Origin of the sequence: Arthrobacter sp. SLBN-112 (assembly GCF_030944625.1) — a bacterium.
Lineage (GTDB): Bacteria > Actinomycetota > Actinomycetes > Actinomycetales > Micrococcaceae > Arthrobacter.
This window is the reverse complement of sequence record NZ_JAUSXY010000001.1, coordinates 1345371-1357426: the sequence shown is the minus strand read 5'-3', so window position 1 is coordinate 1357426 and position 12056 is coordinate 1345371. Positions and strand designations below refer to the sequence as shown.

12 protein-coding genes are annotated in these 12056 nt (G+C 66.7%); 11 read left to right on the top strand and 1 reads right to left on the bottom strand.

What is annotated here, in order from left to right; all coding sequences use genetic code 11:
• Positions 1-53: 53 nt before the first annotated feature.
• The 7 genes from QF050_RS06355 (at position 54) to QF050_RS06325 (ending at position 7376) form a co-directional block, all read left to right on the top strand.
• Positions 54-932: a 2-hydroxy-3-oxopropionate reductase gene (locus tag QF050_RS06355; protein ID WP_308929671.1), complete on the top strand. Its 879-nt coding sequence runs from the start codon at positions 54-56 to the stop codon at positions 930-932.
• A 200-nt stretch (positions 933-1132) separates the two neighbouring features.
• Positions 1133-2923, top strand: a complete 1791-nt coding sequence (gene gcl, locus QF050_RS06350; protein WP_308929670.1) for a glyoxylate carboligase — start codon at positions 1133-1135, stop codon at positions 2921-2923.
• A 1-nt stretch (position 2924) separates the two neighbouring features.
• Positions 2925-4118 (top strand): glycerate kinase, encoded by a 1194-nt coding sequence (locus tag QF050_RS06345; protein WP_308929669.1) that lies wholly within the window; start codon positions 2925-2927, stop codon positions 4116-4118.
• Entirely contained in the window at positions 4111-5454 is a 1344-nt protein-coding gene (allB, locus tag QF050_RS06340) for an allantoinase AllB (protein WP_308929668.1), read from the top strand. Before QF050_RS06345 ends, allB begins: the two co-directional genes overlap by 8 nt.
• Before the next feature lie 9 nt (positions 5455-5463).
• Positions 5464-6114 (top strand): winged helix-turn-helix domain-containing protein, encoded by a 651-nt coding sequence (locus QF050_RS06335; RefSeq protein ID WP_308929667.1) that lies wholly within the window; start codon positions 5464-5466, stop codon positions 6112-6114.
• Positions 6115-6194: 80 nt separating this feature from the next.
• Positions 6195-6674 carry a thioredoxin-dependent thiol peroxidase gene (bcp, locus tag QF050_RS06330; RefSeq protein WP_308929666.1) on the top strand — a complete coding sequence of 160 codons (480 nt, stop codon included), beginning with the start codon at positions 6195-6197 and terminating at the stop codon, positions 6672-6674.
• A 126-nt stretch (positions 6675-6800) separates the two neighbouring features.
• Positions 6801-7376, top strand: coding sequence for a GNAT family N-acetyltransferase (locus QF050_RS06325; RefSeq protein ID WP_308929665.1), 576 nt, complete (start codon positions 6801-6803; stop codon positions 7374-7376).
• Positions 7377-7588: 212 nt separating this feature from the next.
• On the opposite strand, the gene QF050_RS06320 is transcribed toward QF050_RS06325, so the two are convergent.
• Positions 7589-7870: a hypothetical protein gene (locus tag QF050_RS06320; RefSeq protein WP_308929664.1), complete on the bottom strand. Its 282-nt coding sequence runs from the start codon at positions 7868-7870 to the stop codon at positions 7589-7591.
• Positions 7871-8133: 263 nt separating this feature from the next.
• Between QF050_RS06320 and QF050_RS06315 the strand changes: the two genes are divergently transcribed.
• Genes QF050_RS06315 through QF050_RS06300 form a run of 4 tightly spaced genes read left to right on the top strand, consistent with a single transcriptional unit; the run spans position 8134 to position 11954 of the window.
• A complete protein-coding gene (locus tag QF050_RS06315) occupies positions 8134-9249 on the top strand; it encodes a SpoIIE family protein phosphatase (RefSeq protein WP_308929663.1) in 1116 nt (371 codons plus the stop codon).
• Positions 9246-11204 (top strand): glycosyltransferase family 2 protein, encoded by a 1959-nt coding sequence (locus tag QF050_RS06310; RefSeq protein ID WP_308929662.1) that lies wholly within the window; start codon positions 9246-9248, stop codon positions 11202-11204. Before QF050_RS06315 ends, QF050_RS06310 begins: the two co-directional genes overlap by 4 nt.
• Positions 11204-11536 carry an STAS domain-containing protein gene (locus tag QF050_RS06305; RefSeq protein WP_308929661.1) on the top strand — a complete coding sequence of 111 codons (333 nt, stop codon included), beginning with the start codon at positions 11204-11206 and terminating at the stop codon, positions 11534-11536. The genes QF050_RS06310 and QF050_RS06305 overlap by 1 nt, the downstream gene beginning before the upstream one ends.
• On the top strand, positions 11529-11954 hold the full coding sequence (locus QF050_RS06300; protein ID WP_308929660.1) for an ATP-binding protein: 426 nt from the start codon (positions 11529-11531) through the stop codon (positions 11952-11954). The genes QF050_RS06305 and QF050_RS06300 overlap by 8 nt, the downstream gene beginning before the upstream one ends.
• The last annotated feature ends 102 nt before the right edge of the window (positions 11955-12056 follow it).

The following is a 12056-nucleotide window of genomic DNA, read 5'->3' as shown; positions in this document are numbered from 1 at the left end:
GGTTTCGACAAGCTCAACCACCGATTCATACAGACTTCAGAAAGAGAACCATCATGAGCAACGTCGCAGTCATCGGACTCGGAATCATGGGCCTGCCCATGGCCATCAACCTGGTCAAAGCCGGCCACACCGTCACCGGCTTCAACCGCAGCCAGGACAAGATCGACAAACTCGTCTCCGAGGGAGGCAAGGGCGCCTCGAGCATCGCTGACGCCGTGAAAGACGCCGACGTCGTCATCACCATGGTGCCGGACTCCCCCGATGTCGAGGGTGTTGTCAGCGGCAAGGACGGTGTCTTCGCCAACGCCAAGCAGGGCGCCCTGTGGATCGACGCCTCCAGCATCCGCCCGGACGTAGCGGTCCGCCTCGCAGGAGAAGCCAAGGAAACCGGCATCCGCCCCCTCGACGCCCCGGTCTCCGGCGGCGAACAGGGCGCCATCGACGCCGCCCTCTCCATCATGGTGGGCGGCGACAAGGCAGACTTCGACGACGCCCAGGACGTCCTGAACGCGGTCGGCAAGACCATCGTCCACGTGGGCCCCTCCGGCTCGGGCCAGACCGTCAAGGCAGCCAACCAGCTGATTGTCGCCGTCAACATTGAAGTCCTCGGCGAAGCCATCGCCTTCCTCGAGGCCTACGGCGTGGACACCGACGCCGCCCTCAAGGTCCTCGGCGGCGGCCTCGCCGGTTCCAAGGTCCTGGAGCAGAAGGGACAGAAGATGCTGGACCGCAACTTCGACCCCGGCTTCCGCCTGGCCCTGCACCACAAGGACCTGGGCATCGTCACCTCCGCCGCCCGCGAGGCCAACGTCGCCATCCCGCTCGGCGCCATCGCCGCCCAGCTGGTCGCCGCCACCGTCAACCAGGGTGACGGCGCACTGGACCACTCGGGTCTCTTCAAGCAGGTCCTCCAGCTCAGCGGCAGGAAATAGGACAGGCCGCAAGTAAGGCCAGAAGCAGCCCCGCCAAAGCGGGGCACTTCGACACAGACACGCCGGCCGCCGTCGTCAATTACGACGGCGGCCACCCCCAAAGCGCCCCGCCCCCGCCGGGCCTTCCTCCAGCACACCCAAAAACAGGTTTCGACAGGCTCAACCACCGGGCCCGACCACAAGCTTTCAAGGAGCACCCCATGAGCAAGATGCGTACCGTTGATGCAGCGGTGGCCATCCTGGAAAAGGAAGGCGCCATCGAGGCGTTCGGCCTGCCAGGCGCCGCCATCAACCCCTTCTACTCCGCAATGCGCGCCCACGGCGGCATCCGCCACACCCTGGCCCGCCACGTTGAAGGCGCCAGCCACATGGCCGACGGCTTCAGCCGCGCCAAGGACGGCAACATCGGCATCTGCATCGGCACCTCCGGCCCCGCCGGTACGGACATGATCACCGGCCTCTACGCCGCCTGGGCCGACTCCATCCCCATGCTCTGCATCACCGGCCAGGCACCCGTGGCCAAGCTGCACAAGGAAGACTTCCAGGCCGTGGACATTGAATCCATCGCCAAGCCCGTCACCAAGATGGCCATGACCGTCCTGGAGCCCGGCCAGGTTCCCGGCGCCTTCCAGAAGGCATTCCAGCTGATGCGCTCCGGCCGACCCGGACCCGTGCTCCTGGACCTGCCCATCGATGTGCAGATGGCCGAGATCGAGTTCGACATCGATACCTACGAGCCCCTGCCCGTTGAAAAGCCCAAAGCCTCACGCAAGCAGCTGGAAAAGGCCCTGGACATGCTCCTCGCCGCCAAGCACCCGCTGATCGTGGCGGGCGGCGGCATCATCAACGCCGGCGCCTCCGCGCAGCTGGTGGAACTGGCCGAGACCCTCAACGTTCCGGTCATCCCCACCCTGATGGGCTGGGGCACCATTCCCGATGACCACCAGCTCATGGCCGGCATGGTGGGCCTGCAGACCAGCCACCGCTACGGCAACGAGAACTACCTGCAGAGCGACTTCGTGATCGGCATCGGCAACCGCTGGGCCAACCGCCACACCGGCGGCCTGGACACCTACACGGCCGGCCGCAAGTTCGTGCACATCGACATCGAGCCCACGCAGATCGGCCGCGTGTTCTCCCCGGACCTGGGCATCGCGTCCGACGCCGGTGCGGCGCTGGCCGGGCTGGTTGAGCTCGCCAAAGAGCGCAAGGCGGCAGGGTCCCTGCCGGACTACAGCGCCTGGGTTGCCGAGTGCCAGGACCGCAAGGCCTCCCTGCACCGCAAGACGCACTTCGAGAACATCCCCATCAAACCGCAGCGCGTGTACGAGGAGATGAACAAGTCCTTCGGCCGCGACACCACCTACGTGTCGACCATCGGGCTCTCCCAGATCGCGGGTGCGCAGATGCTGCACGTCTTCGGCCCGCGCAAGTGGATCAACGCCGGCCAGGCAGGACCCTTGGGCTGGACCGCCCCGGCAGCCCTCGGCGTCGCACGTTCCAACCCGGACCAGACCGTGGTGGCCCTCTCCGGCGACTACGACTTCCAGTTCATGATCGAGGAACTGGCCGTGGGCGCCCAGTTCAACCTGCCGTACATCCACGTGGTGGTAAACAACTCCTACCTGGGCCTGATCCGCCAGTCCCAGCGCGGCTTCAACATGGAACAGAACGTGTCCCTGGCGTTCGAGAACATCAACAGCGCGCACCTGTCCGAGGAAACCCGCGGCTACGGCGTGGACCACCTCAAGGTGGCCGAGGGCCTGGGCTGCAAGGCGGTCCGCGTGGAGGACCCCAACGACCTCGCCGCCGCCTTCGACAAGGCCAAGGCCCTGATGGGCGAGTTCCAGGTACCCGTGGTGGTGGAAGTGATCCTGGAAAAGGTCACCAACATCTCCATGGGCGTGGAAATCAACGCCGTGAACGAGTTCGAAGAGCTGGCCGAGACCGCCGCGGACGCGCCCACCGCCATCCTGGCCCCCCAGGCCTGACATGCGGATCGTGATCGCCCCGGACAAGTTCAAAGGTTCGCTGTCCGCCCCGGAGGTGTGCAGCCACCTGGAAAAGGGCCTGCAGCGCGGTGCGGGCGGCAACCTTGAGGTGGTCCGGATTCCGGTGGCCGACGGCGGCGAGGGCACCCTCGACGCCGCCGTCGGCTCCGGCTTCACCCGCCGCACGGCAACGGTCACCGGCCCAACCGGCCAGCCGGTCGAGGCGGACTATGCCGTCCGCGGCCACGACGCGGTCATCGAGATGGCCACCGCATCCGGTCTCGCGCTGGTCCCTCGGACCAGCAAAGGGGGACGGCCGGACTCCGCAGCCGCCACCACGGCAACGTCCCTCGGGACCGGGCAGCTTATCCGGGCAGCACTGGACGCCGGCTGCCGCCGCATCGTGCTGGGCGTTGGGGGCAGCGCGAACACCGACGGCGGTGCGGGACTCCTGCAGGGACTCGGCGCCAGGTTCCTGGACAACAGGAACAACGAACTCCCGCCCGGCGGGGCGGCCCTGGCCAACCTGCACAGCATCGATTTCACCCACTTCGAGCCCCGGCTGGTGGACACACGCTTCGTGCTGGCATCCGACGTCGACAACCCGCTGCTGGGCGCCCAGGGCGCCGCGGCGGTCTTCGGCCCGCAAAAGGGCGCCACACAACAAGACGTCGGCATGCTCGACGCCGCCCTGGCCAGGTTTGTCGAAGTCCTGGCCAGGGAAATCGGATTCCGCGCCGTCAAGGCTGCAGAGGCTCCCGGAGCCGGGGCAGCCGGCGGCGTGGGCTACGCCGCCATCGCCGTCCTGGCCGCAACGCGGCGGCCGGGCATCGACGTCGTCCTTGAATTCACGGGACTCGCGGACCGGCTGGCCGGCGCGGACCTGATGATCACCGGCGAAGGCAGCCTGGACGAACAAAGCCTGCTCGGCAAGACCCCCATGGGCGTCGCCCGCGCGGCTGCAGCGCACGATGTTCCCGTCATCGCCGTCTGCGGCCGCACCACCCTGGACCATGACCAGGCGGCAGCCGCAGGCTTCGGGGAGATCCACGCTTTGACGGCGCTCGAATCAGATGTAAACAGGTGCATAGCAGAGGCAGGACCCCTGCTGGAGCAGCTGGGCACCCAGATCAGTGCGGGGCTGGCGGCCAACAGGCCCGGCACCGCAAGTACCAAGGAGGACCTCCGTGTCTGAAGAACGCTTTGACCTCGTCATCCGGGGCCGGCGCATCCTGACCACCGCCGGCATCGCCCCGCGCGAGGTAGGTGTCCGCAACGGCAAGATCGTGGCCATCGAACCGCTCGGCAACGGCCTGGCCGGAGCCGAAGTCATCGAACTCGCCGACGACGAGACCCTGCTGCCCGGCCTGGTGGACACGCACGTCCACGTCAACGAGCCCGGCCGGACGGAATGGGAAGGGTTCGCCTCCGCCACCCGCGCCGCAGCCGCCGGCGGGGTGACCACCATCATCGACATGCCGTTGAACTCCGTCCCGCCCACCACCACGGTGGAAAACCTCAAGCTCAAGCGCGAGGTGGCAGAGGACCAGGCGTTCATCGACGTCGGATTCTGGGGCGGCGCCATCCCCGGCAACAAGGCCGACCTCCGCCCCCTGCACGACGAGGGCGTCTTCGGGTTCAAGTGCTTCCTGCTGCACTCCGGCGTGGACGAGTTCCCGCACCTGGACGCGGACGAGATGGAAGAGGACATGGCCGAACTGAAGTCCTTCGACTCGCTCATGATCGTCCACGCCGAGGACTCCCACACCATCGACCGCGCACCCCACCCCGGCGGCGACCACTACTCCACGTTCCTGGCCTCCCGCCCCCGGGGCGCCGAGAACAAAGCCATCGCGGAGGTCATCGAACGGGCCCGCTGGACCGGTGCCCGTGCGCACATCCTGCACCTGTCGTCGTCGGACGCGCTGCCCATGATCGCCTCCGCCAAGCGCGACGGCGTGAAGCTCACCGTGGAAACCTGCCCCCACTACCTCACCCTGATGGCGGAGGAAATCCCGGACGGCGCCACCGCGTACAAGTGCTGCCCGCCCATCCGCGAGGCCTCCAACCGTGAGCTGCTCTGGCAGGGCCTGCAGGACGGCACCATCGACTGCATCGTCTCGGACCACTCCCCCTCCACACTCGATCTCAAGGACCTGGAAAACGGCGATTTCGCCGTGGCCTGGGGCGGCGTCTCGTCGCTCCAGCTGGGCCTGTCCCTGATCTGGACCGAAGCCCGGCAGCGCGGCATCCCGCTGGAGCAGGTGGTGTCCTGGATGGCCGAAAAACCCGCCGATTTGGCCCGGCTCGGCAACAAGGGCCAGCTCGCCCTTGGCTACGACGCCGACTTCGCCGTCTTCGCCCCGGACGAGGCCTTCGTGGTGGACGTATCGAAGCTCAAGCACAAGAACCCCATCACGCCCTACGACGGCAAGGCGCTGTCCGGCGTGGTCCGCAAAACCTTCCTCCGCGGCACCGTAGTGGACGGCCAGACCCCCACGGGCAAGCTGATCCGCCGCGGCGGCGTATAAGGACCCGCCATGGCAGTGGAAGCCCATCATCCCCGGCCGGCGGCCGCGCATCAGGTTCCGGCCAGGCGCGCCACCGCGTACGGGCTTGCCCTGTGGGTGGTTCCGGCCGAAGGCACCAGCCCGGAAGTCCTGCGCCACGCCGCCCGCATGGTCCTTGCCAAAGCACTGCAGACTGCTCCGGAGGCGGAAGTCCATTGGCCTGCCGCCGGAGCCCCCACGTCCGCCGCGGAGGGAGCCGCAGACCACTCCTCCCGCACTCCCTCCGCGGCGGAGAACCCTGGCCCGGCACAACCAGGGGCCGACGACGGCACCCTGCTGCCGCCGTCGGCCGGCCCGGTCAGCCGGGTTGCCGTGGACCTCGCGGCCGATACCGTGCTGCTGGACGGCACTCCGGTGGCCTTGACCGGCGTCGAATACAAGGTGCTGCGCTACCTGGTGACGCATCTGTCACGCACCGTAGGCCGGGAGGAACTGCAACAGTTCCTGGAGTCGCTGGCTTTTCCCGGCGCCACCGCGCGGTCCATCGACGTGTATGTGGGAAGGATCCGCAGGAAACTGGGCAACGCCCGCCATGCCGTGGCCACCGTTCGTGGCGGCGGTTACCAGTTTGTTCCGGGCCCGCACGCAACAGTTCGTGGACCGGCGGAATACTGCATATGACGCCCGAGTTGTATCACCAAGCGGCAAACCGCTTCACTGGATGTTTGGCCATCACTGACCGAGTCTTACAAAGGAACGCCATGAGCCCCACCCTGACCACCAAGCTTCAGCCCGGCACGCCGGCTCCTGAGTTCACCCTCCGGGACGCCCAGGGCCGCGAGACCTCGTTGGCCGATTACCGTGGCAAGAACGTCATCGTGTACTTCTACCCGAAGGCCGCCACCCCCGGCTGCACCACCGAGGCCTGCGACTTCCGCGACAGCCTGTCCTCCCTGCAGGGCAAGGGCTACGAAGTCGTCGGCGTCTCCCCCGACGCCCAGGAGGCCCTGGCCGGCTTCACCGGTGATTTCTCCCTGACCTTCCCGCTGCTCTCGGACCCCGACCATGCCGTCGCCCTGGCCTACGGCGCCTGGGGCGAGAAGCTGGTCAACGGCGAAATCCACGAAGGCATCGTCCGCTCCACTGTTGTGGTGGACCCCGACGGCAAAGTCACCCTGGCCCAGTACCAGGTGCAGGCCGACGGGCACGTCGCCCGCCTGAAGGAAGCACTGGGGGTCTAGCGCTCCCACAGCTTCGCACCCTTATCCGAACGCCCTTGCACTTTGATGCAGGGGCGTTCGGCGTTTCCGGATGGGCGCTTCCCCGCGTGCGTTGCCCGCGTGCACGGCCGGTGGAAGGATGGCGGAATGGCCATCGAAGTACGCCCGGCTACTGTATTCGAGGACGTCAGGAAAGTGGTGGGGCCCAAACGGCCGGATGCGACGGTCTGCTGGTGCCTGAGCTACCGGATCCCGTCAAAGCAGAACCTCTCGCTGCGCGGGGAGGAACGTGGCGAACTGGTGAAGGAGTTGGTGGCCGAGGATCCACCGCCCGGTGTTTTGGCGTACGACGGCGGCGAGGTTGTTGGGTGGGCGGCGGTCCACCCCCGTGCGGACACCAGTTTTGCCCGGAACCGGAAGATCCCGCACGTGGACGGGCAGGATGTATGGTCCGTCTGGTGCCTGCGGGTCCGTCCGGGGCACAGGGGCGAGGGTATCTCCCACCACCTCCTGGCAGGGGTCGTTGACATGGCCCGCTCCTACGGGGCGCCGGCAATCGAGGGCTACCCGGTGGATAACGGCGGCAGCAAAGTGGACCTCACCATGGCTTACGTCGGCACCCGGAAACTCTTCGAGGACGCCGGGTTCATCAAGGCCGCCGGGACGGATTCGGTGCTTAACGGTTTCCCCCGCGTGCTGATGCGGCTCGACCTGCGGCAGTGAAAGTCCATGCGGGTGGGCCAACGGCAAGCGCCTGGAGGAACACTGTTACTTTCGGTGCCAGTACTTTCCCCAGTCAACCTCCATGGCCCACAGCGCCAGGAGCAGCGCATCCATGGTCATGAGTCCCGCCATTAGGTACGACCAGCCGAGCAACAAACTCACAGCAATCTCCTGACTATCCCCAGCCAATCGATTGCTGCTAAGTGTGGCACCTACAGCGCCGCTAAGGAATGCCCCCAACCCGCAGTCTTAAAGAGATGTGCGAACCTGACGTGTGCCTCGGTCTCCACCTTGAGCCGGCGGGTCAGTTTCTCCACGTGCCGGGACATTTCCTCCCCCACCGGAAGACGGTCGCCGGGCCAGCTGGATACTTCCCGCGAATCGGCGAGCGCCTGCTCCAGTTCTTTGGACGCGGCCCGCACTTTCCGTGAGTGGAAGTACAGGCGAAGCAGGGCCCTGGCCTTGGCCGCCCCTTTGTTCTTGACTTCTTCCACGGGCTTCCCCCCTTTCCGCAAGCTGTACAGCGTCCGCGCGGTCGTCGTCGTATCCTGATTCGCGGAAGCTGCTGCGTTCTTTCGAGTGTGCGCGGGTTTCCTCAACGTCCCGGCAAGCGGGTGCCAAGATTTCCGCAAGATCTGCTGGATGGCACGCCCGCAGGAGGGGGCCTAAAGGCCGGCAGCCCTCCTGTCAGGCAAGTCACCGGAAGCTGTGAAGCATAAGACATGCCCTGTGCGGCTTAATACGGTTAAGTAGAGCTATGGTCTCTCCCTCCGAATCCCGCCGTGCGGTGGTCATCGAAGATGACCCGGACATCCGCGGCCTGCTGGTCCGTGTCCTGGCGAAGCAGGGCTTCGACGTCACCCACGCCGGCGCGGGTTTGCCGGGGGTGGAGGAAGTCCGCCGCCGCAAGCCCGACCTCGTGACCCTGGACCTGAACCTGCCCGACCTCGACGGGCTGGAAGTGTGCAAGCTCCTGCGGGAGTTCTCGGACGCATTCATCGTGATGCTTACTGCCCGGGCTGATGAACTGGACAAGCTGACCGGCCTGGACAACGGCGCCGATGAGTACATCAGCAAACCGTTCAGCCCGCGGGAACTCCAGTCCCGCATCAACGCACTGTTCCGCCGCCGCCCGTCGGCCGCCGCCGAGTCCGCGGCCCGGGGCGAGCTGGAACGCGCCACCGAGGTGCAGCAGAGCCTGCTGCCCAAGGAGGACATCCGGGTGGACGGCTACGACGTTGCCGGTATCTTCCGTCCCTCCCGCAACGTGGGCGGCGACTTTTACGACTGGTACCAGACTCCGGAGGGTTTGCACCTGACATTCGCCGACGCCATGGGCAAGGGCATGGGCGCGGCGCTGATCGCGGCCACGGTCCGGGCCGTCATGCGCTCCACCGGCCAGCGGCAGGACCTCCACGCCGGGTTCGCCTCCGCCAGCAAGGCGATCGCCACGGACCTGGACTCATCCAATTCATTCGTGACCCTCTTCCACGCCCGGCTCGACGCAGCATCCGGCAGGATCAGCTACGTGGACGCCGGCCACGGCCTGGCGCTGCACGTCCAGCCAAGCGGCCCGGCCCACCGCCTCCCCACCGGCGGACCGCCGGTGGGTGCCTGGCCTGGGACGCAGTGGCCGCACGCGGAACTGGAACTGGCCCACGGGGACACCCTGGTAGTGGTCAGCGACGGTGTCCTGGACGTTTTCGAATCTGTGGAGGACTTCACCGATGCCGTCCAGGCGGCCACCCAATCCGCCGGTTCGGCACAGGCGGCCAGCAGCGCGATACTTGCCCTGGCACCGGCCGAAACCGCGGAGGATGACGTCACGGTGGTGGTCGTCCGCCGCCTGCCCGAAGAGGACGCGGCCGCATGACCCGTTCCTGGACCCGCCTGGTCGTGGTCCTCACCGTCCTGACGGGCCTGAACTACATCGCCTGGCGCTGGATGTCCTCCCTGAATTGGGACGCGTGGTGGATCGCCCTCCCCCTGGTGGCCGCCGAAACCTACAGCCTGATCGACGTCATGCTCTTCGGCATGACGGTGTGGAAACTGAAAATCCGCAAGGACGCACCGGAACCGCCCTATGACGCCACCGTGGACGTCTTCATCACCACGTACAACGAGGACCTGGACATGGTCCTCACCACGGCGCTGGCAGCCCAGAAGATCCGCCACCCGCACAGCACCTGGATCCTGGACGACGGCGCCAGGCCCGAACTCAAGGCCCTGTGCGAACAGCACGGACTGGGCTACGTCACCCGCAGCGAGGACTGGACAAAGGACCTCCCCCGCCACGCAAAGGCCGGAAACCTCAACAACGCGCTGATGGTCACCCATGGCGAATTCCTCCTGATCCTGGACGCGGACCAGATCCCCGAACCGGACATCCTGGAAAAGACCCTGGGCTACTTCAACAACCGGCGCGTCGCCCTGGTCCAGACACCCCAGTACTTCAGCAACGTCCCTGCCGACGATCCGCTCGGCAGCCAGGCGCCGCTGTTCTACGGCCCCATCCAGCAGGGCAAGGACGGCTGGAACGCCGCCTTCTTCTGCGGCTCGAATGCCATCCTGCGCCGCGAAGCCTTGATGCAGCTGGGCCTGGTGGGCTACGTCAAGGAAACCGAAAAGAGTATCCGCCGCGCCTTGGCCGCTTCCCGCGCAGCCGTCCGGCAGGCCCGCAAGTCAGCGGACATCGAGTCACCCCTGGTTTCCGAGGTCCTCGACGAGGTTGAGGCTGCCACCCGGGAGGCCCAGCAGGAGGTGGACGCCGGCCAGCCGCTGAGCGAGGTGACCTACCGGGTTCGGCGCCGCGTCGACGCCGCCGTCCAGACCCTGGTCCAGGCCGACGTCGCAGCATTGCAGGCCGACCTCGAAGAGATCGCTGCCATGGAATTGGCGCACGTGGGCGAATCCGGCGTGCCGGTGGTGGCGGACGACGCGGTCCAGCGCATGTCCGCCCGGGACTGGTCCCCGCTCGGCGCCCTGGAGTCCGTCCAGGCCGTGCTGGATGCGCTGAGCGTTGAGCGGACCGGCGAGGCCCAGCCGGTCATGCCGCTGGCCACCATTTCCGTTACGGAGGATATGGCCACGGCCATGCGCATGCACGCGATGGGCTGGGAGAGCGTCTACCACCACGAGATTTTGGCGTATGGCCTGGCACCCGAGGACCTGAAGACCATGCTCACCCAGCGGCTGCGCTGGGCGCAGGGCACCATCCAGGTCCTGCTGCGGGAAAACCCCCTGGTGCAGAAGGGCCTCAAGATCGGCCAGCGCCTGATGTACTTCGCCACCATGTGGACCTACCTGAGCGGTTTCGCAGCGGTCATCTACTTCGCGGCCCCCATCATCTACCTGCTGCTGGGCATCCTGCCGGTCAGCAGCCTGAGCTGGGACTTCTTCATCCGCTTCATCCCGTTCATGGTGGTCAACCAGCTTCTGTTCGCCGTCGCCGGCCGCGGTATCCCCACCTGGCGCGGCCAGCAGTACAGCCTTGCCTTGTTCCCCACCTGGATCAAGGCATGCACGACGGCGGCCCGCAACGTTTGGTTCGGCCGTCCCCTCGGGTTTGCGGTCACCCCCAAGGCGCGCCAAAGCGGCGGACCCAGCTGGAGCCTGATCCGGCCCCAGATCGTGGTGTCCATCCTGCTGGCTGTCGCCGCCGTCGTCGGCATCATCCGCCTGGCCACCGGGCTGGCGGAGCCGCTGGGCACCCTGGTCAACGTCGTCTGGGTGGTCTTTGACCTGGTGGTCATGAGCATCCTGGTCCGCGCCGTGCTCTACAAGGGGTACGAACCGGCTGCAAAACCTGAAAAGAGAGAGGAATCCTGATGGAGTTCAGTTATGAGGTCAAAGACTCTTACGCGGAGGTCAGAGCGGACGGGCGGCTGAACATGGTCTCCGCGCCCAAGCTGCGCGAGTTCGTCACCGACGTTATCGCCGGCGGCTCAAACCGGATCGTCGTCAACCTGGAAAACACCGCCTTCATGGACTCTTCCGGCCTCGGTGCGCTGATCGGGTGCCTGAAGGCAGCCCGCCAGGCCGGCGGCGACCTCCGGATCGCCGCCGTGCAGCCGCAGGTGAACATGGTCCTGAAGCTGACCAGCATGGACAAGGTCCTCACCGCCTACTCCACGGCCGAAGAGGCGTTTAGCAATGACTGAGATCCTGGCCTCGCGCAGCTTCCGGGGACCGGCCGCCGAGGACGCCATCGAAGCCGTCCACAACGACCTCGACAGCCTCTGGCTGGACGTTCCGTTCGTCAACGACATGGACCAGATGACGTTCACCACGGCCGTGATCGAGTCTGCGTCCAACATCGTCCAGCATGCCCAGCCGGCCGGTGACCGGGACGTGGAGTTGGGCGTGGAAACCACCGTGCAGCCCGCGTTGTTGCAGGCCCGCGTCAGCGCCTACCACGCCAAGCCTCCCTTCGGCCCGATGGAGCCGGCGACGCCGGGCGAAGACGCGGAATCCGGGCGCGGCCTGGCGCTGATCGAGGCACTGGTTACCACGGTGACGTTCGAACGCCAGGACGGAACGAACACCTGGGTCCTCTCCCGGACGTCCTCCCAGGACTAGGACTGCCCTGTGGGGCTGCGCGTCATCGCTTGACACGGCCACGCGGCTGTTCTTGAATATTACGTATGCTGAAATAACAGTTCCATGATGCGGAAGCCGCTC